The 22,768-nt window shown below is 62.1% G+C and carries 18 protein-coding genes and 1 tRNA gene; 9 read left to right on the top strand and 10 right to left on the bottom strand.

The window, feature by feature from the left end; translation table 11 throughout:
- Positions 1-8 precede the first annotated feature (8 nt).
- The 4 genes from smc to JAO85_RS18835 all read left to right on the top strand — a co-directional run bounded on the left by smc (position 9) and on the right by JAO85_RS18835 (position 8,188).
- On the top strand, positions 9-3,536 hold the full coding sequence (gene smc / locus JAO85_RS18820) for a chromosome segregation protein SMC (protein ID WP_003062399.1): 3,528 nt from the start codon (positions 9-11) through the stop codon (positions 3,534-3,536).
- Positions 3,537-3,572: 36 nt separating this feature from the next.
- Positions 3,573-4,922, top strand: a complete 1,350-nt coding sequence (locus JAO85_RS18825) for a cell division protein FtsZ (protein WP_039048927.1) — start codon at positions 3,573-3,575, stop codon at positions 4,920-4,922.
- Between the two features lie 63 nt (positions 4,923-4,985).
- Positions 4,986-7,112 carry an NAD-dependent DNA ligase LigA gene (ligA, locus tag JAO85_RS18830; RefSeq protein ID WP_003062396.1) on the top strand — a complete coding sequence of 709 codons (2,127 nt, stop codon included), beginning with the start codon at positions 4,986-4,988 and terminating at the stop codon, positions 7,110-7,112.
- Between the two features lie 29 nt (positions 7,113-7,141).
- Entirely contained in the window at positions 7,142-8,188 is a 1,047-nt protein-coding gene (locus tag JAO85_RS18835; RefSeq protein WP_003062395.1) for a patatin-like phospholipase family protein, read from the top strand.
- Between the two features lie 42 nt (positions 8,189-8,230).
- Here the strand turns inward: JAO85_RS18835 and JAO85_RS18840 are convergent, their stop codons facing one another.
- The 3 genes from JAO85_RS18840 to JAO85_RS18850 form a co-directional block, all read right to left on the bottom strand.
- Positions 8,231-8,581 (bottom strand): hypothetical protein, encoded by a 351-nt coding sequence (locus tag JAO85_RS18840; RefSeq protein ID WP_012838692.1) that lies wholly within the window; start codon positions 8,579-8,581, stop codon positions 8,231-8,233.
- 76 nt (positions 8,582-8,657) lie between these two features.
- Positions 8,658-9,503 (bottom strand): thiol:disulfide interchange protein DsbG, encoded by an 846-nt coding sequence (gene dsbG / locus JAO85_RS18845; RefSeq protein ID WP_202788753.1) that lies wholly within the window; start codon positions 9,501-9,503, stop codon positions 8,658-8,660.
- Between the two features lie 56 nt (positions 9,504-9,559).
- Positions 9,560-10,927 carry a prolipoprotein diacylglyceryl transferase family protein gene (locus JAO85_RS18850; RefSeq protein ID WP_237734908.1) on the bottom strand — a complete coding sequence of 456 codons (1,368 nt, stop codon included), beginning with the start codon at positions 10,925-10,927 and terminating at the stop codon, positions 9,560-9,562.
- Between the two features lie 238 nt (positions 10,928-11,165).
- On the opposite strand from JAO85_RS18850, the gene JAO85_RS18855 reads away from it, so the two are divergent.
- From JAO85_RS18855 to JAO85_RS18870, 4 genes are all read left to right on the top strand, one after another.
- The gene (locus tag JAO85_RS18855) at positions 11,166-11,840 is read left to right on the top strand and encodes a response regulator (RefSeq protein WP_003062385.1); all 675 of its coding nucleotides are present in this window, start codon (positions 11,166-11,168) and stop codon (positions 11,838-11,840) included.
- A complete protein-coding gene (locus tag JAO85_RS18860) occupies positions 11,840-13,666 on the top strand; it encodes an ATP-binding protein (RefSeq protein ID WP_202788727.1) in 1,827 nt (608 codons plus the stop codon). The genes JAO85_RS18855 and JAO85_RS18860 overlap by 1 nt, the downstream gene beginning before the upstream one ends.
- A 185-nt stretch (positions 13,667-13,851) precedes the next feature.
- Complete coding sequence (locus JAO85_RS18865) at positions 13,852-14,571, top strand: c-type cytochrome (RefSeq protein WP_202788728.1); 720 nt, start codon at positions 13,852-13,854, stop codon at positions 14,569-14,571.
- 17 nt (positions 14,572-14,588) lie between these two features.
- Positions 14,589-15,566, top strand: a complete 978-nt coding sequence (locus JAO85_RS18870) for a c-type cytochrome (protein WP_012838687.1) — start codon at positions 14,589-14,591, stop codon at positions 15,564-15,566.
- 287 nt (positions 15,567-15,853) lie between these two features.
- Here JAO85_RS18870 and cyoE read toward each other — a convergent pair whose 3' ends face one another.
- Positions 15,854-16,759: a heme o synthase gene (cyoE, locus tag JAO85_RS18875; protein ID WP_003062379.1), complete on the bottom strand. Its 906-nt coding sequence runs from the start codon at positions 16,757-16,759 to the stop codon at positions 15,854-15,856.
- Between the two features lie 24 nt (positions 16,760-16,783).
- Entirely contained in the window at positions 16,784-17,962 is a 1,179-nt protein-coding gene (locus JAO85_RS18880; protein WP_202788729.1) for a heme A synthase, read from the bottom strand.
- Between the two features lie 508 nt (positions 17,963-18,470).
- Here JAO85_RS18880 and JAO85_RS18885 point away from each other — a divergent pair.
- Positions 18,471-18,544, top strand: a tRNA-Gly gene (locus tag JAO85_RS18885).
- A gap of 24 nt (positions 18,545-18,568) precedes the next feature.
- On the opposite strand, the gene JAO85_RS18890 is transcribed toward JAO85_RS18885, so the two are convergent.
- From JAO85_RS18890 to JAO85_RS18910, 5 genes are all read right to left on the bottom strand, one after another.
- Positions 18,569-19,222: a site-specific integrase gene (locus tag JAO85_RS18890; RefSeq protein WP_202788730.1), complete on the bottom strand. Its 654-nt coding sequence runs from the start codon at positions 19,220-19,222 to the stop codon at positions 18,569-18,571.
- The gene (locus JAO85_RS18895) at positions 19,165-19,422 is read right to left on the bottom strand and encodes a hypothetical protein (protein WP_202788731.1); all 258 of its coding nucleotides are present in this window, start codon (positions 19,420-19,422) and stop codon (positions 19,165-19,167) included. The genes JAO85_RS18890 and JAO85_RS18895 overlap by 58 nt, the downstream gene beginning before the upstream one ends.
- 11 nt (positions 19,423-19,433) lie before the next feature.
- Positions 19,434-20,750: a Fic family protein gene (locus tag JAO85_RS18900; RefSeq protein WP_202788732.1), complete on the bottom strand. Its 1,317-nt coding sequence runs from the start codon at positions 20,748-20,750 to the stop codon at positions 19,434-19,436.
- A 321-nt stretch (positions 20,751-21,071) separates the two neighbouring features.
- On the bottom strand, positions 21,072-22,340 hold the full coding sequence (locus JAO85_RS18905; RefSeq protein WP_202788733.1) for a type II toxin-antitoxin system HipA family toxin: 1,269 nt from the start codon (positions 22,338-22,340) through the stop codon (positions 21,072-21,074).
- Positions 22,337-22,714, bottom strand: coding sequence for an XRE family transcriptional regulator (locus JAO85_RS18910; protein ID WP_237734909.1), 378 nt, complete (start codon positions 22,712-22,714; stop codon positions 22,337-22,339). Before JAO85_RS18910 ends, JAO85_RS18905 begins: the two co-directional genes overlap by 4 nt.
- Positions 22,715-22,768 lie beyond the last annotated feature (54 nt).

Genomic DNA, 22,768 nt, shown 5'->3' on the forward strand with positions numbered 1-22,768 from the left:
CCGACACCGTGCGCCTGAATTCCATCAAGCTCTCCGGCTTCAAATCCTTTGCCGAGCCCACCAATTTCATTCTGCCGGGGCAGATGGTCGGCGTGGTGGGGCCCAACGGTTGCGGCAAGTCCAACATCATGGATGCGGTGCGCTGGGTGCTGGGGGAGAGCAAGGCCAGCGAGCTGCGTGGCGAGTCCATGCAGGACGTGATCTTCAACGGCACCACGCATCGCAAGCCGTCCAGCCGTGCCAGTGTGGAGCTGACCTTCGACAACAGCGACCACCGCGCGGGCGGTCAGTGGGGGCAGTTTGGCGAAATCGCCGTCAAGCGCGTGCTCACGCGCGAGGGCAACAGCAGCTACTTCATCAACAACCAGCCCGTGCGTCGTCGCGACGTTCAGGACGTGTTTCTGGGAACGGGTCTGGGACCGCGTGCCTACGCCATCATCGGTCAGGGCACGATCAGCCGCATCATCGAGTCGCGCCCCGAAGAGCTGCGCCTGTTCCTCGAAGAAGCGGCCGGGGTTTCCAAGTACAAGGAGCGTCGTCGTGAGACGGAAAACCGCCTCTCGGCCACGACCGAGAACCTCACCCGTGTGGAAGACATTCTGCGCGAGCTCAATGCCAATCTGGACAAGCTGGAAAAGCAGGCCGAAGTTGCGGCCAAGTACAACGGCCTGAACGCCCAGGTCACGCTCAAGCAGCACCAACTGTGGTTCATGAAGCGGGCCGATGCCGAGGCCGAGCAGGACCGCGTGCGTGTCGAAGGCCTCAAGGTCGTCAACGAGCTCGAAGAGCGCATGGCCGATATCCGCAACAACGAGAGCGGACTCGAGACCCTGCGCCAGTCGCACTACGACGCCAGCGATCAGGTCAATCAGGCGCAGAGCAAGCTCTACGAAGCCACGGCCGAGGTCGGCAAGCTGGAGGCCGAAATCCGCTATGTGGTCGAAGGCCGCCAGCGCGTGCAACTGCGTCTGCAGCAACTGGCCGAGCAACTGCTGCTGTGGAGCAGCCGCAGCGAAGAGGCCCAGGGCGAGATCGAGAACATCGAGGGTGCGGGCATGGATGCCGAAGAGCAGGCCGAGATGCTGGCTGCCCAGCTCGAGGAGCAAAGCACCCGCCTGCCCGATCTGGAAGATTCTCTGCATAAGGCGCAGAAAGCCGATGCAGACCAGCGCAACTCGGTGGTGCAGGTGCAGCAGCAGATTCAGGTGCTGGCCGCCGAGCAGCGCAGTCTCGATGAGCAGCGCCGTCAGTTTGAAACCCGCTACGAACGTTTGCGGGCCGACCGCAATGCACTGGAAACGCCGGACGAAGCGCGCCTGAACAATTTGCAGGCGCAGCTGGCCGAGGCGCAGGAGCTGGCCGAGATGGCCGATGCCGTCCTCAATGAGTTGCAGGACAGCGTGCCGCAACTCGATGAGGATAGGCGCGCACGCCAGCAGGCCGTGAATGCCGAAAACAGTCGTCACGCCGATCTGTCGGCGCGGCTGGATGCGCTCAAGGCCTTGCAGGAAAAGGTCAAGACCGATGGCAAGCTTCAGCCCTGGCTGGCCAAGCATGGGTTGGACGGCATGCAAGGCCTGTGGAGCCGCATAGCCATCGAGTCGGGCTGGGAAAATGCGCTGGAAGCCGCACTGCGCGAACGTCTGGGTGCGCTGGAAGTCGGTCGCCTCGACATGGTGCGCGGTTTTCTGGGCTCCGGGGGGCTGGACGCTCCGCCGGCCCGGCTGGCCTTTTTCAGCCAGGCTCAGGCAGCGGGCGCACCTGTGGCTGCGCGCTTTGCGCGTCTCAGCGATCTGCTCAAGATCAATGATGCCGGCCTGCGCGCCGTGCTGGTGGACTGGCTGACGGGCTGCTATACCGCGCCCACGCTCGACGAGGCCCTGGCCAAGCGTGCCGATCTGCAGGCTGGCGAGACCATTTATGTGCCCACCGGCCATGCGGTGACCGCGCACAGCGTGACCTTTTATGCGCAGGACTCCGAACAATCGGGGCTGCTGGCGCGGGCGCAGGAAATCGAGCACCTGGAAAAGGAAGTCCGCGCCCAGGCGCTGATCGCCGATGAATCGCGTTCGGCCTTGGTGCGCGCCGAAAGCGCTTATGCCGATGCCTCGCAGCGTCTGGTGTCCGCACGCCGCGAAGCGAGCGAGTCGCAAAGCCGTGCCCATGAGCTGCAGGTCGAGACCTTGCGCCTGTCTCAACTGGCCGAGCAGGCGCGCGCACGCAATGCGCAAATTTCGGCGGATCTGTCCGAAGTCGAAACCCAGCTCTCCGATATCGAAGAGCGCAAGGTCGCCGCCGAGGCCCGCTTTGAAGAGCTGGACATGCAGTTGGCCGACAGCCAGGAGCGCCATGCCCAGCTGGGGGATCGCGTGCTGGAGGCCGAGCGCCGCCTGAACGAATCGCGCGAGCAGTTGCGCAGTCTGGAGCGTCAGGCCCAGGAGGCGACCTTCTCGCAGCGCACGCTGCACGCGCGTCGCGCCGAGCTGTCGCGCACCATCGAAACCGCCAGCCAGCAGGCCAAGTCCCTGGCCGAGGAGCAGCAACGCGCTCAGGACGAACTGGCAAGACTGTCTGATGCCGCAGCGCAGGGCGGCCTGCAGGATGCGCTGGATCTGAAGATGCAGCGCGAAAAAGACGTCGCCGAGCGCCGCAGCGAATATGAGGATCTGACCAACAAGCTGCGTGCCAGCGACGAGCGCCGCCAGAGCCTGGAAAAGGCACTGGACCCGCTGCGTCAGCGCATCACCGAATTCCAGCTCAAGGAGCAGGCCGCGCGCCTGGGTCTGGAGCAGTACAGCAATCTGCTGACCGAAGCCGAGGCCGATCTGGCTGCTGTGGCTCAGTCGATTGCCGAAGGCAATGTGCGCATGCACGGCCTGCAAGGTGAAATCGACCGCCTGCACCGCGAAATCCAGGCCCTGGGGGCCGTGAATCTGGCCGCGCTGGATGAGTTGACCCTGGCGCGTGAGCGCAAGACCTTCCTCGATGCGCAGATGGATGATCTGACCAAGGCCATGAACACCTTGGAAGAAGCCATTCGCAAGATCGATGCCGAGACGCGGGATTTGCTGACCGGCACCTTCGACATCGTCAATCGCCATTTTGGCCGCATGTTTCCCGAGCTGTTCGGTGGCGGTCAGGCCAAGCTGGTGATCACCGGCGACGAGATTCTCGACGCCGGGGTGCAGGTGATTGCCCAGCCGCCCGGCAAGAAGAACCAGACCATTCACCTGCTCTCGGGCGGCGAGAAGGCGCTGACCGCGATTGCGCTGGTGTTTGCCATCTTCCAGCTCAATCCAGCGCCATTCTGTCTGCTGGACGAGGTGGATGCGCCGCTGGACGACGCCAATACCGAACGTTATGCCAAGCTGGTTTACAGCATGAGCAAGGGAACCCAGTTCCTGTTCATCAGTCACAACAAGATCGCCATGGAGATGGCCGAGCAGCTGATTGGTGTGACCATGCAGGAACAGGGCGTTTCACGAATTGTTGCGGTGGACATGGAGTCCGCCCTCTCCATGGCTGAGCTATCCTGAGCCCGGTCATCCCCTATTGAAGAACCGTTTTCTCACATGAGTAACTTGCAAATCAGTCTGGCCGTCCTGGGTGTGGTGCTGTTGGCGCTGATCGTTGCCTACAACTCCTGGACTGCGCGTCGCAATGCGCCCAAGCGGGCCGAGCCTGAGGAAGAAAGCACAGATCCTCAGCGCCTCGAGCCCGGAATGAACACCGTCGGTCATGGTGCGGACCTGACCAAATACCAGCATGAGCCCGTGCTGGGGGATTTCGGCAAGGCCATTCCCGGTACCGAGCCCCTGCAGATGCCCGAATCCGCAGGTCGCTTTGCCGAAGCCGATGCCGAGCTGGCCCGCCTGGTGGCGCGCGAAGCCCATGAGGAAGCGCAGCGTCAGGAAGCTCTGGCGGCCGCCCAGCACAAAGCCGAGACGACCGAGGCTGCGCATGCTGTGCAAGAGGTGAACGCTCAGGGCACGGATGCAGCCATTGCTGCAGTGACCGAGCAGGCCGCGCAGGCTGTGGAGCCCGTGCTGACGGACGCTCCTCTGGCCGCCTCGATTCCTCCCGCTCCGTCAGTGGAGCGACGCGGCCATCTGGATGCGCTGATCGATGCGATTGCTCCGATCACTGTGGCCCAGATTGTTCCTGGTGAAGTGGCCTTGCAGGCCCAGCCCAGTACCCGCCGTGCCGGTAACAAGCCCTTTGCCATTGAAGGCATGAACCAGGACAGCAAGCAGTGGGAGCCGTTGCAGACCGGCCAGCGCTATCTGGGCTTTCAGGCCGGTGTCCAGCTGGCCAACCGTACCGGTGCACTCAACGAGATCGAGTTTTCGGAGTTCGTCACCAAGGTGCAGCGCTTCGCCGATGCGCTGGGCGCCATGGCCGACGTGCCCAATATGCTCAACGAGGTCTCGCGTGCACGCGAGCTCGATCAGTTCGCCAGCGAGCACGATGCGCAGCTGAGCTTTATGCTGCGTGCGCGTCAGGCGTCCTGGAGTGCTGGTTATGTCCAGCAAAATGCCCAGCGCCTGGGCTTTGTCATCACGCCCATGCCGGGCCGCATGGTGCTTGCCTCGCCCATCCAGGGCCTGCCTCCGGTGCTGGTGCTGAACTACGACCCCCAGGCCGCCATGGGCGATGATCTGGATCAGTCCGTCGTGCGCGAATTCCTGCTCAGCCTGGATGTGGCCCAGGTGCCGCGTGGACAGCAGCCGTTTGCGCGTCTGCGTCAGGTGGCGGAGCAACTGTGCCAGACCATGGACGGCGTGCTTTGCGATCAGAACGGCTATCTGCTGCCGGTCTCGGCGCTGGACCCGATTCAGCATGACCTGGAGCTGCTCTACGACAAGCTCGACAGCGCAGAGCTGTCGGCCGGCTCGCTTCTTGCCAGAAGGCTTTTCAGCTAAAACAAACAGGCCAACAATGTTGGCCTTTTTTATCCCGGACTTTGAATTTCCAGCGGGCAGAGCATGACCGAGAATTTAGATCTTTTTTCCGCTGAACCCCAGGGCCAGAAGCCATCGACAGCTATCAATGCAGGCGTGCCCGAAAGCGTGACGAGCAAGGTGGCGGCATTGCGCGCCCAACTCCATCAATGGGCACATGAGTACTATGTGCTCGATACGCCCACGGTTCCCGACGGGGAATATGACCGCGTCTATCAGCAACTCGAAGCACTGGAGGGGGCTTACCCCGCACTTGTTACGCCGGACTCTCCCACGCAGCGCGTGATCGGTGCGGTGCTGGACGGTTTGACTCCGGTTCGCCATGCCGTGCCCATGCTGAGCATCCAGACAGAGACCGATAACGAGGCCACGGGTGCCATTGCCTTCGACCAGCGTGTGCGCAAGGAGCTGGGGCTGGATGAGTCCGCTGCAGCCATCGAATATGTGGCCGAGCCCAAGTTCGATGGCCTGGCCATGAATCTGCGTTATGAAAACGGTCGCCTGGTACAGGCCACCACGCGCGGCGATGGCGAGGTGGGGGAAGACGTCACGCACAATATCCGTACCATTCGCCAGATTCCCCTGACCCTGTCCGCAGGCCGCGATGTACCCCCCGTGGTGGAGGTGCGCGGCGAGGTGCATATGGCCAAGGCCGATCTGGACAAGCTCAACGCGCGCCAGCAGGCCGCAGGTGCCAAGACCTTTGCCAATCCGCGCAATGCGGCGGCCGGATCGGTCCGTCAGCTCGACTCGAATATCGCGGCCCAGCGTCCGCTGTCGTTCTTCGCCTATGGTCTGGGCGAGATCACGCCGCCGGAGCAGGGCGGGCCGGACTTCGGCACGCACTACGCCATGCTGCAGACTTTGAAGTCCTGGGGCTTTCCGGTTGCACCGCAAGTCAGTATTGCGCTGGGCGCTTCTGAACTGGTAGCGTTTCACGAACGCATCGGTGCCGAGCGCGCCAATCTGCCCTATGAAATCGACGGCGTGGTCTACAAGGTCAACAGCCTGGCACTGCAGCGTCAGCTGGGCTTCAAGTCGCGCGAGCCGCGCTGGGCCGTGGCGCACAAATACCCGGCGCAGGAGATGCCTACGCTCATGGAAGCCATCGATGTGCAGGTGGGGCGCACGGGCAAGCTGACGCCCGTGGCCCGCCTGGCTCCTGTGCAGGTGGGCGGTGTGGTGGTGACCAATGCCACGCTGTCCAATCTGTTCGACATCCGCAAGAAGGGTGTGCGCGTGGGCGATCAGGTCATAGTGCGCCGTGCGGGCGACGTGATCCCCGAGGTGGTGGGACGGGTGCCGGGCGAGCGGCCTGCTTATGTGCCCAACTTCCGCATGCCCAAGACCTGTCCCATCTGCGGCAGCGAGGTGGTGCGTGAAAAAGGCGAGGCCAACCACCGCTGCACGGGCGGCCTGTTCTGTGGCGCACAGCGCAAGGAAGCAATCTTGCACTTTGCTCACCGCCGAGCCATGGACATCGAAGGTCTGGGCGACAAGCTGGTCGATCAGCTCGTGGATGCCCAGGTGGTGCGCGTGCTGCCTGACCTTTACAGGCTGGGCCTGAGCTCGCTGGCAGCGCTGGATCGCATGGCCGAGAAATCGGCCCAGAACGTGCTGGCAGCCCTGGAAAAATCCAAGAGCACCACGCTGCAGCGCTTTCTGTTTGGCTTGGGCATTCGCAATGTGGGCGAATCCACGGCCAGGGATCTGGCCAAGCATTTCGGCAAGCTCGATGCCATCATGGATGCCAGCGTGGAGGAGTTGCTGCAAGTCAAGGATGTCGGGCCCGTGGTGGCCGACAGCATTCACACCTTTTTTGCCCAGCCCCATAACCGCGAGGTGGTGGAGCAGCTGCGCGCCTGCGGTGTGCATTGGGAGGAAGGCGAGCCAGCCGAGAAGGCGCCTCAGATTCTGGCCGGCCTGACCGTGGTGCTGACCGGCACCTTGCCCACGCTGGGCCGCGACGCCGCCAAGGATATGCTGGAGGCGGCGGGTGCCAAGGTCTCGGGTTCGGTCAGCAAAAAGACCAGCTATGTGGTCGCAGGGGCCGAGGCGGGCAGCAAGCTGGCCAAGGCCGAGGAGCTGGGCGTGCCCGTGCTGGACGAAGCAGGCATGCTGGCACTGCTAAGGGGCGAGCAGCCCGGTTGAGCCGACTGTAGAAGCAGCAAGGGGGCTACATGAACAAATTGCGACGCAAACCCGTGGTGGGCCTGGCCCTGGGCAGTGGCTCTGCAAGAGGCTGGGCGCATTTTGGCGTGCTGCGCGCGCTGCGCGAGGCCGGTGTCAGCCCCGACATCATCTGCGGCACCTCCATTGGCTCATTGGTCGGTGCAACCTATGCCGCCGGCGAAATGGATGCCTTCGAGAGCTGGGTGCTGGGCCTGGGCAAGCGCAAGGTCTTCGGCTTCATGGACTTCAATCTGGGCGGTGGATTGCTCAAGGGCGAGAAGATCATCGAGTTCTGGCGCGAGAATTTCGTCCAGGAAACCGTGGAGCAACTGGGCACGCCGTTCGGCTGCGTGGCCACCGACCTGCAGACAGGTGCCGAGGTCTGGCTGCGCAAGGGCTCGATTGCCGAAGCCGTGCGCGCGTCCATCGCCTTGCCCGGCCTGTTCACTCCGGTGATGCGAGAGGGGCGGCTGCTGGTCGATGGCGGTCTGGTCAACCCGGTGCCGGTGTCGCTGGCGCGCGCCATGGGTGCGGACATCGTCATCGCTGTCGATTTGAATGCCGACATCATGCGCAGGCATATGAAGCCCGTTGACATGAGCGAGAGCGAGATCAACCTGCATTCCCGCGAGCTCAGGGTCTCGCAGCTGCATCTGGATGAGGAAGAGCCTCCGGTGCCGCTGGGCCAGATTCCTGAAGCGCTGGCGGCGAATGGCTCACCGCTCGGTTGGGCGGGCGCATGGATGCGCAGCATGACGAGCGTGAAGACATTGTCCTCATCCGTCATGCGCAGGGGGCGCAAGGGGGAGGGAGATGCCGAGGACGGTGCTTCTGTGCCTGTGCCCTCGCTGGTCAATGTGGTCATGGCCAGTGTCAACATCATGCAGATGCGCATCACCCGCAGCCGCATGGCGGGTGACCCGGCCGAGGTGCTGATTGCTCCGCGCCTCTCGCATGTCGGGCTGATGGACTTCTACCGGGGGCGCGAGTCCATCGATGAAGGCTATGCCGCAACCCAGCTGGCGTTGCCTGCGCTCAAGGACTGGGGTCTTTAGGCCGGGGGCGCGCGGCTCTGGAGTGCCGAGGACGCAGCCTGCTCAGCTGCGGATATAGGTCCAGCCACCTTGCTGCATGCGGGCGATGGCTTCGACGGCGCCCATGGGCAGCACCTGAATATTGTCCGGTGCGCTGATGCCGGCGTTCCTGAGCGTGTTGGGGCACAGCAGCACATGTGCCAGAGCAGGACCCATGTCGTCCGGCTGGTCCAGCACGGCTTGCACGGCCTGGGCATTGACGACAATCCAGACCTCCAACTCGGGGTTGGCGGCTTTCAGGTTCTTGAAGTTGCCGCGTGCGCGGATCAGTGCTTGCGTGCTGGGTGCGTGCAGCACGATGCGGGTGCTGGGGCGCAGGGCGGGCAGCAGGGTGTTCCAGTCAGGTCGGCTCATGGTGTTGGGGCAGATTTGCTAGCGCGATGATAGCCGCTTGCAAATTCTGTGCAGGGGCTATGCGGTGACTTGAATCCTAATGTGCTGGCGACTTGGCGGGAGCTTTGTCCATCAACTCGTCCAGCAGCCCGGGCGGCATGCCGGTGCGGATCTGCACCAGCCCCTGGGCATTCTTCCAGATCGTCGCGGGTGTGGCACGCAGGCCTGCATTGCTCATCAGCGCGGCGTTGTTGGCTAGTGCATCGCGGGCCGACAGGGGGATGCGCTGCAGCGGTGCAATACCCAGGACATCGGGATTCTTGCCATGAGCGTCGGCATAGGCCATGGCATGGCTGGCAAGAGCCTGCTCGGGTGCCTTGGAGGCCAGAATGGCGGCGGCCTTGCCTTCGCTGCTGGGGCGCAGCATGCCCACCAGAATATGGCGCAACTGCAACTGGCCAGCTTGCACCAGTGGCCTGGCATCGCGCCAGAGCTGGTTGCAATAAGGGCAGTTGGGATCGGTGAACACATAGGCGATGCGGGCGGCATCGGGCTTGCCGTCGCCAATCCAGTGTGTACGCTCCAGATCGGTCCAGAACTCCTGGCCCATGGGCTTTTGCACGGCGTTGTGCAAGGCTTTGGCGTTGACATCCTTGCCCTGGGCATCGATGACGGTGCCAATCACCCAGTGCTTGCCGTCAGGCATGCGGTAGATGGGGATGGGCTGCTGGTCGCGGTAGGCGGCCCAGGCCTTGAGGCCGCCGGAGCTTTGCATGGGGCCCACGATCTGCAGGCCTTGCTCGGCGAGAAACTGCGCTGAGGGCAGGTCGCTGCTTGCCGCACCGCTTGCTGCAGCGCCACTGGCGGCAATCACGTCGCGGGTATAGGCCACGGCCACCACGGTGGCTGCGGCTGCAGCGAAGATGGGGAGAATCAGCGCCATCAATTGGCGTGACAGGGGCTGTAAACGTGGCACGATAAACCTTTGTCCATCTTGAGTCATGGGGCCTGTGTTGGAGGCGCAATGATGCGCAACTGCTCGCTCAGGCTTGCGCGGGAGAGCTCCCCCGTACGCGTGGACCGCAGGCGTCCGTTCGCGTCATAGAAATAGGTGGATGGCAGGGCGCGCTGCTGCCAGTGCTGACCGGCGAGCTGCTCTGGGTCCAGGAGCACCTGGGCTGGGGGTAGAGGCATGGACTGCAAATAGCGCAGCACTGCAGCGGCGTCTTCACCCTGGTTGATCCAGATGAAACGCACACCTGGATGGTCTTTTTGCGCTTGGGCCAGTACCGGCATCTCGCGCTTGCAGGGCGGGCACCAACTGGCCCAGAGGTTGATGACCAGCGATTGACCGCCGTAGCTGCGCAGATCCGTGGGCTGAGCGGCAGCGCTGACCAGCGTCAGAGAGGGGAGTGAAGACTCTGAAGGCTCAACCCAATTTCGCAATGTGTAAGCTGCCATCAGGATGAACGCACCCACACCCAGGGACTGCAGCACGCCACGTTTCAGGAGTGCATGGCTGCGGCAGCTCCAGGCTGCCCAGAGAACCGCCACCAGCAGTCCGGCCCAAAGGTTCCAGCCACCGTCGCGAATATCCAGAATCTGCAGCACGCTGGAGGGAGATGCGCTCACGGGCGCCCAGTACTCGGGCCACCATTGCACGACGTAGGCCGTGCGCGCCGCCACCAGTCCGGCAAGCGTGGCCTGAAGCAGCACAGTCTCTACAGGCTGATTGCTTTGCCGCTGCCTGAGCCGCGCCCACCACTGGCTGGCAAACAATGCCAGAAATGCGGCAAGAGCCATGGTGGGCAGAGCGAGAGGGCCTATCCGCACACTGGCGGGCAAGGCCAGTGCCTGCAACAAGCCGGGTTGAGCTGCTTCGGTATTGCCTTCGTCAAGGGCTGGAGTCGGGGCATCCGCATTCCCGTCCATGCCTGCTTGAGCGGCGCTGATGCTCTGCTGCTGTACCGGGTAGCAGATGCCTATCTCGGCACAGCCCTGCCATTGCAGCTCCAGCGGCCATTGCGCCGGCCGTTCAGGCAGCGCGGCCTGAATGCGCAACTCCCGGTGAAAGACCTGCACACGGCCAAAGAAGGCATCGCTCAGGGTCCGACCTTCAGGAATCTGCAGCGGTATTGGCTGACCCTGAGCATCGAGCAGGCGCAACTGGTCGCGGTAGAGATAGTGACCAGGAGCAATATTCCAGCGCAGCTCCAGCAGGCGGCGGCCATCAGCCTCTGTTTGGATGGCGCTTTGCTCGGTGTGGACCAGCTCGAAAGCCTGTTCAGCAGTCAGGACTTTGGGTTGCGCAGCGGGCTTGTCGGCACTCAGGCCGGACAGGGTCAGCGGCTGTGCCCAGGCAGTCATTCCCGTCAGCAGGACTGAAAGCAGAACGAAGGCTGCGGCAGAGCGAAGAGACATGAATGGTGGTGGCTGAGTGTCTTGGATGAGGCAGCCCCGCATCTTGGGCGCAAGGGATTAAGCAGGGGTTAACGCTGCGAAAAGACAAATCTGCGATGCTCGACCGCTTCGGATAAACAAGGTGCGTAACGGGTACTCACATCTCCGGATGTGATGGTGAGGGTGGCGGTTGCGCAGTGAAAAAATGCATGTGCTGTTAGTGGAAGATAACGCTTTGGTCGCCAGCGGGGTGAAGGCGGGCCTGCAGCTACAGGGCTTTGGCGTGGACGTGGTGGGTTGCGCCAGCCAGGCTGATGCGGCACTCAAATCCTCCCACTTCGATGTATGTGTGCTGGATCTGGGTCTGCCCGATGAGGACGGTCTGCATCTGCTGGCGCGGTGGCGCCGTCAGGGGCTGGAGCTGCCGGTGCTGGTGCTGACCGCACGTGATGCAGTGGACCAGCGAATCGAAGGCTTGCAGACCGGAGCTGACGACTATCTGGTCAAGCCCTTCGATCTGCACGAGCTGGCGGCGCGGCTGCATGCGCTGCTGCGACGGGCGGCGGGGCGTACCGTGGACTGGATTGTGCTGGGCGATGTCAAAGTGGATCTGGCCGCCGGCCAGGCCATACGGGAGGGCAGCATCGTGGACCTGTCGCGTCGTGAATGGGCGTTGCTGCGCGCGCTGCTGCAGTCGCCCGGGCGAGTGCTGAGCCTGGAGCAACTGCGCGACAGCCTCTATGGCTACAGCCTTGATGTGGAAAGCAACGCGGTCAATGTGCATGTGCACCATCTGCGTCGCAAGCTGGGCTCGGACATGGTGGAGACCGTGCGTGGTGTGGGCTTCAGATTAGGGCGCGTGCAGGGAGGCAGTTGCTGATGCGCAGCCTGCGGGTCCGTTTGCTGGTCTGGCTGTGTCTGGCGCTGTGCACTCTATGGGGCGGTGTGGCGGCATGGATGTTTGCAGACATGAGGCATGAGCTGCGCTCCGTGCTCGACGACCGGCTGATTGCATCGGCCCGCATGGTGGCGGGCATTGTCCACCAGTTCAAGCCGCACAACACCAGTCCCGAGGACTGGGGTCCCATGCTCAATGTGGTGGCACGTGATGGTGTGGCTTGCGAGGTCAGCATGATTCGCAGCGAAGTGCATACCGCACCTACGCATGATGTTATGGATCCGGATGCAGATGCTGTGTCGGACGAGGCGAGCGGCAAGGCGGCTCGCCCGGCACTGATTCCGGCATCTCCGCTGGATGCACCGCGCGCCAAAACTGCAAAGACCGGCCGCGCCGAGGACTCCACAGATACGGCTTCCGAGCAGGCGGCCGAGCCTACCGATTCTCAGGTGCTGGCTCGCACTGCGGGTGCGCCCAGCTTCCAGGGGCCGCTGCCGCTGGGCTTCTCGAGCATCACCAAAGGCGGCAAGCCCTGGCGTACCTATGTGCTTGAGGAGCATGGCGTGCGCATTGCCACGGCCGACCGCATCGATGTGCGCGAGGGGCTGATACATGGTTTCGCCTACACCATCATCCTGCCCTTTGTGCTGGCTCTGCTGGCCAGCATGGTGTTGATGTGGTGGGGGGTGACACGCGGCCTGCGCCCCCTTGAGTCGCTGCGCCAGGAGTTGAGCGAGCGTCCGCCCGGAGATGATTCGCCCGTGGCGCAAGGCAGGCAGGTCAAGGAGCTTGCGCCACTGGTGCAGACCATCAATCACCTGCTGCAGCGCGTGCACAAAGCCATTGAGCGCGAACGTCGCTGGAGCGACGATGCCGCCCATGAGCTGCGCACTCCGCTGACTGCCGTCAAAACCCATGTACAGGTGGCGCAGATGGCGGTGGCCAATGCGGGATCTCAGATGGTCGCTTTGAGGGATCAGCCCGGCGCTGGCAAAGAGGATGCTGCGCCCAGGCCGATTTCGGAGACCGCACAGTGGCAGATGACCCGGCAGGCGCTGGAGCAAGCGGGGGAGGGCGTGGAGCATTTGCAGCACACGCTGGAGCAATTGCTGCTCTTGGCCAGGCTGGATTGCCAGCCGGTGAGCGAAGGTGCAGGAGGCTCTCGCGCCATGGCCTGCGGTAGCGAGCCCGCCTGTGCGTGGGAGGCTCTGGAAAAAGCCTGGGGATTGGCCGCCACGGCCATTCCTTCAGGCTCGCTGCGCTTGCGCTGGTTGCCTCGGCAAGCCCTGAATGACGCCAGGCTGCAGGACTTGCGTGTGGCCGTGCCTCAGCCCTTGCTGGTGTCGGCATTGCGTAATCTGATGGAAAACGCCTTGCGCTATGGGCAGCAGGCAAGTGGCGAGCCGGGCGACTCTGCGGTGCTGCTCGGCCTGCGCCACATTCCGCAGCTGGCGCAGGTCGGCGGCGACAAGCCGCAGACGATGCCTGTCAATCCTGCCGGTTATGTGGAGTTCACGGTGATTGACCATGGGCCCGGGCTGAGCAGCGAGGACTGTGCCGTGGCGACCCAGCGCTTCTGGCGCAAGCAGCATCAGGCCCATGGCAGCGGTCTGGGGCTGGCGATTGTGCAGCGCATTGCACAGTGCAGCGACGGTGAGCTGGAGCTGCTGCCCTTGGCCCAGTGGCAGCAGCATAAGGGCTATGCATTCGAGCAGGTGCACAACGGCATGGCGCCAGAAGCGGCGACAGGGCTGGTGGTGCGTTTATGCCTGCCGGTGAAGTCCTGTGCTGCGCCGCCTGATTACTGATTAGTCAGATTGGGGGGCCAATTGTTTGCAGCATTAATTGGCTCTTAATCTTCTATAAGTATCTTCGGGCAATGTGCTTGCTGTCATTGGGCTGCTTTGGCCCGTGACATTCCAGGTCAGACGTCGGCGTTCAGCACACGCCTGATGTGCGGCAGATCTGAGCCGCTTAAACCTCCATTCCCAAGATGAATCGCTTGAACACAAAGACTCTGCCCCGGTCGTGGGTGGCTGTCGGCATTTCCATGCTGATGGCGACCAGCGCCTGGGCGCAAGAACCTGCTGCCGCCAAGGCTGCATTGAACGGCAATGCCGCTTCCGGTGCAAAGATCGCTCAGTCCGGCTCGGCCGGCGGTGCGGCTGCCTGCGTCACCTGCCATGGCGCCAAGGGCGAGGGCCAGCCTGGCTTCCCCGCGCTGGCGGGCCAGCACGCCGGTTACCTGGAGCGTCAGCTGAACCAGCTGGCGGGCGGTGCCCGTCAGTCCGCTGTCATGGCTCCCATGGCCAAGGCCCTGAGCGAGCAGGAACGCGCCGATGTGGCCGTCTATTACGCCAGCCTGCAACTGCCTATCAAGAGCGTGCGTGGTGCCTTGCCCGGCAAGAGCGACGATAGCGGTGCCTGGTTGGTCGAGCGTGGTCGCTGGGCCGACGGCATTCCTGCCTGTGCGCAGTGCCATGGCCCCGGTGGCGTGGGCGTGGGCAAGGACTTTCCGGCCATCGGCCATCTATCTGCCGACTATATGCAAAGTCAGATCGATGCCTGGAACAAGGGGCAGCGCGAGGCCGGCCCACTGGGTCTGATGGGGGCTGTGGCCAAGAAGCTCACGGCTGATGACGTCAAGGCCGTTGCTGCGTACTACCAGCGCCTGCACAACCCCGCTGCTGCCGCAGCAACCGCCAAGCCTTAAGAGTTCGGGAGTTGACAATGTCGGACAAACAACAAACTGCTTCCAAAAGCTCCAATCTCGCTGAATACGCGGTGGTGGCCTGCCTGTTCGCCGGTCTGGGCGGCGCGCTCTGGTATGGCATGAGCATCAGCAGCCCCAAGAAGGCTGAAGAACCAGCCAAGGTGGCTGCGCCTGCTGCAGACGCCAAGGCCGTGACCGTGGCAGCCAAGCCCGGCGAATTCACACCTCCCGGCGTCAGCGACTATCCGGAAGGCCCCATGGGCGAGTGGGTGCGCCGTGGCGAAGCGATCTTCACACGCACGCCGGTCAATGCCGTAGGCTTCTCGGGCAACCCGCTGAGCTGCACCAACTGCCACCTCGACGCAGGTCGTTTGAAGGGCGCAGCCCCCATGTGGGGGGCCTACCCCATGTACCCGGCCTATCGCAAGAAGACCGACCATGTGGACACCTTTGCCGAGCGCGTGCGCGGCTGCTTCATGTACTCCATGAACGGCAAGGCACCGGACGACGGTCATGACGTTCTGGTGGCACTGGAGTCCTATGCCTACTGGATGGCACAGAAGGCCCCCACGGGCGAGAAGCTGCCCGGTGCAGGTTTCAAGAAGGCGGGCAAGCCCGAAGAGACTCCCACCTATGAAGCCGGTGCCAAGGTTTATGAAGCCAAGTGCGCGCTATGCCACGCTGCAGACGGCAAGGGCCAGTTTGTCGGCGATGTGGCCGTGTTCCCGCCGCTGTGGGGCAAGGACTCCTATAACTGGGGTGCCGGCATGCATGACATCGACAAGGCGGCCAACTTCATCAAGAACAACATGCCCTACGGCAATGCAACGCTGAGCGATCAGGAAGCCTGGGATGTGGCGACCTTCATCAACAGCCAGGAGCGTGGCCAGGATCCGCGCTTCAACGGCAATCTGCAGGCCACGGCCGAAAAGCACCATGGCCAATACTCCATGTACGGCAAGGAAGTGAACGGCAAGCTGCTCAAGGGTCTGTAAATGGACGCTTGATTAGGTCTGCCGGATGCAGGCTCAAGGCCAGCCCTGTAGTCGGGGCTGGCCTTTTTTGGTGATCGGGGTGATCAGAGTGGGTGTCTGGCCAAGCCACCGTTGAGCCGTCGGCGGTACGTTGCGTCCTGGTCACGGAGCCCGGGGTTTGGCTGGGCTGCACAAGATCCATTCAATCCGCACTCAAACCTAGACTCGGAAAGCACGGGAAGATCACTTTCTGGCAGACGTAGAAAAGCCCGGCGAGCCGGGCTTTTGCAATGGCGGGGCTTGAAAGATCAGGCCATGAACAGGTAGTGATCCACGAGCAGGGCGAGAAACAGCAGGCTCAGGTGAAGCAGTGAAAAACGGAAGGTGCGGCGCGACAGCTCGTCCGAGTAATTGCGGTACAGGGCCACGGCATAGGCGATGAAGCCTGCACCCAGAACGACAGCCGCGAACAGATACAGCCAGCTGCTCATGCCGTACATGAAGGGCAGCAGACCGGCCGCAAACAGCACAACGGTGTAGAGCAGAATCTGCAGGCGCGTGTATTCGCTGCCGTGGGTCACGGGCAGCATGGGCAGGCCGGACTGGCGGTAGTCCTCGACACGATACAGGGCCAGTGCCCAGAAGTGGGGAGGGGTCCAGAGGAAGATGATGAGGAACAGAATCAGCGCCTCGGGGCCGACATTGCCCGTCATGGCGGCCCAGCCCAGCACGGGTGGCATGGCGCCTGAAGCTCCGCCGATCACGATGTTCTGTGGCGTGGCGGGCTTGAGAACCACGGTGTAGATCACCGCATAGCCGACAAAGGTGGCCAGTGTCAGCCACATCGTTAGCGCATTGGTCCAGACCAGCAAGATCGTGGCGCCAATCATGCAGAGAATGGCCGAGAAGGCCAGTGCCTGCTGACTGGAGAGTTCGCCGCGCGCCGTGGGACGCCATGATGTGCGCTTCATCTTGGCATCGATATGACGTTCCACCAGGCAGTTGAAGGCCGCAGCGGCAGCCGCCACCAGCCAGATGCCGACGCAGGCGACGCCCATATGGATCCACTGATTGGCTGTGGGCCAGCCGGGCACGGCCAGCACCATGCCGATCAGGGCGCAGAACACGATGAGCTGCACCACGCGCGGCTTGGTCAGCGCGTAGAACTGGCTGATTCGCGAGGTGTTGTTCAACAAGGCTTCACTTTGACTCATGCAATCACTCTTTTGCGCTATGCCTCAGGCAGGGCGGTGCGCCATTTCAGGGTCGGGGGCGGTGACGGCATGGCTACGCGTCACGGCCAGGCTCCAGACCACAATCGTTACCAGGGCCGCAGCTCCACCGGTGTGGAGCACGGCCGCCACCAGGGGCCAGTCCAACACCACATTGGACAGACCCGTCAGAACTTGCAGCACCGCAAAAAAACCCAGCAGCCGGCGCTGCTTGGCCAGTGCAGGGGCATGACGCAATGCCCACCACAGGCTGGCCAGTGCTAGAACCACCACATAGGCTGCCAGCCTGTGGGTGTAGTGGATCGCGGTCAGCGCTTCGAAGCTGATGTGGCTGCCGTCCTTGAGCATGCCCAGCGGGCGCCAGATCTGCAGCGCTTCGGCGAAATTCATGGCCGGCCACCAACTGCCCTGGCAGCCGGGGAAGCTCGTGCAGGCCAGCACGGCGTAATTGGTGCTGACCCAGCCGCCCAGGCTGACCTGGACGATGAGCAGCGCCAGACACAGCCATAGCGCGATGCGCAAGCGTCCGGCAATCGGGGCCGCAGAGCGACCGGCCTGCTGCTGGCTCAGTCCCGATGCAGGAATGGCCAGCAAGGCCAGCAAGCCGGTACCGCCCAGCAGATGCAGGGTGACGATGGCCGGAAACAGCTTCATGGTGACCGTCAAGGCGCCGAAAGCGCCCTGTATGCAGACCCATACCAGAGCCAGAGTCGGCCACCAGGGGTTGGCCGCGCCGCTGAAAGACGCGTGCTGACCCTTGCGTCTGGCGGCCCGCGCCTGCTTCCAGCTCATGACCATCATGGCAATGATGAGCACGCCGACCGTGGTCGCCAGATAGCGGTGAATCATTTCCACCCAGGCCTTGCCATGGGTGACCGGGCCGGTCGGCATGGCGGCTTGCGCCTCGGAGATCTGGGCATGTGCTGCGATAGGGCTGGCCGTGCCATAGCAGCCAGGCCAATCAGGGCAGCCCAGGCCCGAGTCCGTCAGCCGTGTGAAGGCGCCGAACAAGACCAGATCGAAGGTCAGGAACAGCGTCAGCACGCAAAGGGCCTGCAGACGTTTGCCGGGGCCGGTGCCGCGACTGCGCCACCAGACCCAGCACAAAGGCCCCAGGGCCAGCACCAGACCGAAAGCCATCAGCTCCAGCGCAGGAGCCAGGTCATAAAGCTGCTGCTCCGTCATGCCGCAGCTCCGCGGGCCGGCTTCCATCGTCCAGCCGCCTGTGCTTCAGACAAGGCACGGCGGTCAGCGGGCAGGAAAAAATCGCAGAAGCAAAGCGGCATGATTCGGCAGGGGCGGTCAGTACTTGGCCAGTATTTACAGAAATTATTGAAGATCTTGGTCAAGCGCAAAACGAGAGCAACCTGCTTGCCCGTAGCGAGACTTGCGTGCTCCAGGACCAGGACTTTGCTCGACGCTTGGAGCAGCAGTTGAATGCAGGCTCTTTGATCCCGCACAATTTTACCCATGTGATTTGAGGCTAGGCAGTCGTGACCGGAGTGTCCCTAACAACGAGGAAGAAAGGCTGGTCCTCAAAACCCTGCTTTCGGGGAAACTCCGAGGCAAAAAATTGCCAAAATGCTCCGATTTTGAACGGAGGCTACACAGCCTTGATGTACGATAGCCCAAGCTCGCAGCCTGGAACTGTGAGCGTGTCGAAGACAGCTGCAGCCGTGGCTTCGTCGCAGACGCGGGTGTCGTTCAATGGTAGGACTCTTGCTTCCCAAGCAAATAACGTGGGTTCGATTCCCATCACCCGCTCCAGTTTTATTTTTCTAAAACAAAGACTTATCGCGATCTTTGTTTTTTCAGGGGAGTTCCTGGGGAGTTTTGTCCGATGAAGGACTCCAGCTTCGCCTGCTCTATATTCCCCTGACCGTTGTCCAGCCACTTGGAATAGACGTTCAACAACATCTCTACCGAATGCCCGATCTGCTTGGCTGCATAGGCCGGCGTGGCACCTGCCATGAGCAGCATCGTCGCATAGGTGTGGCGCATATGGTTGGGCAGCCGGTAACGAATGCCCAGGGCCTTGAGCACCGGCACCCAGAAAGGGTTGTGAAACCGCTTCTCGTCAGCCCACGGATCTCCATGCGTCGGTTCCACAAAGACCGTCTGTGAGTCCTTGGGTGTGGTTTGGCGCATGACGTCCCCGGCCACGTTGCCGAGTTGCGCCCTCGGGGTCTGCTCCTTTTGTCTTTCCAATGCATCCAGGGCCCGGCTGTTCAAGCTGACGAGGCGGGCCTTGTTCGTCTTGGCCTGCTTGCGCAGGCCTTTGACGACCGCCTTGTGGATCAGCACCTGCATTTTGTTCCAGTCGATGCTTTGCCAGCGCAGGGCCACCATCTCGCTGGTGCGCAGACCTGAGAAGAATCGAAACGCGATCAAGTTCGCAACCGTGGGCGCAAAGTTGGCGCGCGCGTGGTCAATGATCTTCTCCACTTCCTCACGGTCGAACGGGTCGGGCGGTTCTCGCTCAGCAGCTTGTCGAGCACGGCCAGGACCATGGCGGACCTGAGGGCCGACACATAGTTGTTGATGGTCTGCTCGCCCGCCAGCCGCACCAGTTCGCCGCGGTCTGAGGTGTTGCTCGTCAAGACTTCTTGGTGATTAAAAAAGCCCGCGTGTGCGGGCTGTTCCATTGATTGCATCCTTAATCTGGGCTTTCTTCGTTTAACGCTTCTTGAGCAATCTGTTCGGCTTCGTTCAGTAGCTCCTCTGTGCAGCCTTTGGCTATGAACATTTTTCGCCTGCTGATTGACAGAGCGCCATCGTTTTGCACGAGTAGTCCTGTGATCAGGTTCATGAGGTTGTTGTTCATGTCAATGGCTTTATTGAGCCGTGAATACACACGATCAAATCGGCCGAGGAAATGAACTTCTTCATGCAGGTCACGCTGGAGTGCCTCTTTGGCCATCTCCAGGCCAAACTGCACGCACTGTGTGGCGTCCCAGAAATGGTAGATCTCGGGTGAGCCCTCAAAGGCGCAGTCGTACTCCAGGTCTGAGACTTTGGCCACTGTCCATAGGTCGCGCGCGGGGGCAGAGAAGGACTTGAGGGCCCTCAGGTAGTGGCCTTCATGGCGTGCCATCGCTGTAGAGATGGGGAGTACCAGACCGTTGGGTAAATTGGCATTGCGGCAGGCAATTTTGTGGAACAAGAAACGCGATAGGCGACCGTTTCCGTCCATGAAGGGGTGGGCGAATACAAATCCAAAGCTGACCAGCGATCCCAGAACCAGTGGATGGATGCCGTTGTCTTTTTGGTTGGCCAGTGTGAGCAGGCCTTCCATTACGGGGAGGAGGTGCTCAGGTGCTGGCGGTACGTAGGTGATGCTGCTGTCGCGTCGCAGCCAGTTTTGCTGGTTGCGGTACTCCACTGCCTGATCCATGGCCGATTGCACGGTGAGATTTTGAAGCTCGACCAGATATTCTTCAGTGAGAAGGATCTCTTCATGAGCGCGAGCAAGAAGCTTGGCAAATGCTTCTGTGCGGTTGCCTGTAGGCGCTTCGCGCTCAATCGCGTATGAACCTTCGGTCTCGCTGAGATACGCCCAGCGCACCGCGCGCTCGACCATGTCGGGGTCCATGGATTGGATGAACTCGCGGGCCTGACCAAGGATATCTTCGGCCAGCAGAGCCTTGATTTCAGGGGTGAGTCTGACGGTGGGGCTGTACTGCAGGGAACCTATGCCGTTGAAGTCCACGCGCCATCGGGTGTATTTGCTCGATGGGCCGGTGAGAAATAGATTGGGGTCAAATAGCGGCTTGGTCGCACCTTTGGCTGGTGGTGCATTCAAAGTTTGCTGGTTGGCTATTTCCCAGAGGAAGCAGGCTTGCTGGAGATAGCTGCTGCTGGTGGCCTGTGAAAACTGCTCCACCAGTGGTACTGGGTCGATTTTTTTGAGGGCTATTATCGCGGCTTGCAGATCCAGCTCTTCATGCTTGAGGGCGAAGAGCAGATGTTCCAATGCACTGGCATCGGAGGCAGGAGCGGCGTGCTCAGGCGCTCACGTAGATGTGCATAACCAACTTTACGGTGATGTGCCATCTGCTCCTCGAGGAAAAAAGTTATTTGGCAAATGCTAAACAAAATTTTTCCGACTTCACTGAGGAAAAAATTACTTTCTTTGTCTTTTTGAGGATTTTTCTTATCTCTGATGCCTCTGCTTAGTTGCGAAGCAATTGTTCGCGGTCTGAGGTGCCGGCCATCAAGATTCCTTGGGAATCAAGAAAGCCCGCCAAGTCTGGAACCTTGCGGGCTTTTTGTTGGGGTGGGAAGTGCTTAGCTTTTACAGAAAGGCCTGTCTTTGCGATCTGAGCGCGTCGCGGTCGATGCTGGCGGCGAGCAGCTCCATGTCGGACTTGCTGACCCCCAGCGCAGTAAAGTGCGCGGCCCAGCGTTCGACGGCGGCGGCCACCTGTCGTATCAGTTCGATGGCGCGGGGCATTTTGATGCCGTACTCGTTGATCTGGGTGAGTGCGTTTTCCAGACTGGATTCGGAGCCTGCGGTACCCACGACGAGTGCCTGATAGCCAAGGTTTTGCAGGCTGGGCACCACGTCATAGGCGGGCGTGAGGTCGTAGTAGCCGTCTGCCAGATTGAGGCTGATGCTGTGGTTGCGCTCGTGGTCGTCGGTGTTGTCCATGAGGATGTTGAAGACCATGCGCTGGAACAGTTCCTCGCGCATGGCGTTTTGCCGGTCCGGGTGACCCAGGCGCAGCACGATGGTGGCCAGATTGCTGTAGCTTTGCTCCAGCCCCGCAGCGCGCAGGGCGGTGTGGGCGGACTGGCAGTGCACGCGGTAGGGGCCCAGGCGGTCGAAGCGCTCGATGGTGAGAGCGTGCCGCGCCTTGCCGTAGCGTGGCGGCAGTGGCAGCACGGCGGTGTCGGCCACATACATGCCGGCCTGTGCGGCCAGCGTCATGGTGGCGTGCTCGATGAGCGGGGTGTCCACGGGGTCGTCGAGCTCGCTGAACTTGATGACGCAGGGGCCGTTATCCGTCTGCAGCAATGCCTTGGGCCGCGCGCCGCCGAGGGTGACGCCGGGCTGGATAAGGCGCTGTATCTCTGCGGTGATCGGGGCCTGGGTCTGCACGTCTTCTACCGCGGCGGCGAGCTGGGCCAGATCCTTCAACTGCGGATAGGGCCCAAGGTAGCGGGGAATGTACTGCTCTGCCGAGGTCGACACTCCCAGCGCGCCAAAGCGGTCGTCACCCGCGAAGAGCAGCATTTCCAGAATGGACAGGCGGGCAGGCCGGTCGATGTGGCGAATGATGCGCTCGCCCCAGCGGTCGGGGCGGGCGTCGTCAATTGCGCCGGGGGCCGTGTTCCTATCGCCAGTGCTGAAGATCTGCCCCTGGACGATGGGCATGTCCTCGCTGAGCGCAAAGTTCCACCAGTCCTGTGTGTAGGTAAAAGTGGCGCAGTCTGCCACCAGCTGCGAGAGGCTGACCTCGCCCACCAGTGTGGGCGCCGCAGGGTTGACCATGGCCCACACATAGAGCTGGTCTTGCGGCACGTAGGTGCGTGGCGAGACGGCGTTGATGGGCAGGCTCATAGCTTTTGAGGCGTTGATTTGTTCATGAGAGCGGCTAGTCCTGCTGCTGCAGCTGTCTTTTTGTCGCCCTGAGCTTGCATCTCTTGCTCTAAAGCGTACTTGGCCATCCGTTCAATCAGTCCAGCCAAGCCTTTCGTTTCTGAAGTCGATGGCTGAGGCGATGCAGCTTTCGTTGCAGCCGCTGATGGCTTGTTCTTTTTGGGAGCGCTGCTCTTGCGCTTGCTGCCAATCTTCGCGACCTCCTTCTCCAGCGCCGCATGGTCGTTCTGCGGCGCGATCAGGTCGGCCAGGCCGCCGGCCTGATTGATCAGCCACATGCACATCACATACGAGGCCATGGCAACGGACGGGTCGCCGCGCTCGATACGCGCCATGGTGGGCTGCGATATGCCCAGCTTCTTGGCCCACTGCGCCTGCGACTCGCCGCG

It is taken from the genome of Comamonas sp. NyZ500, from assembly GCF_016772095.1.
In the GTDB taxonomy this organism is placed as follows: domain Bacteria; phylum Pseudomonadota; class Gammaproteobacteria; order Burkholderiales; family Burkholderiaceae_C; genus Comamonas; species Comamonas thiooxydans.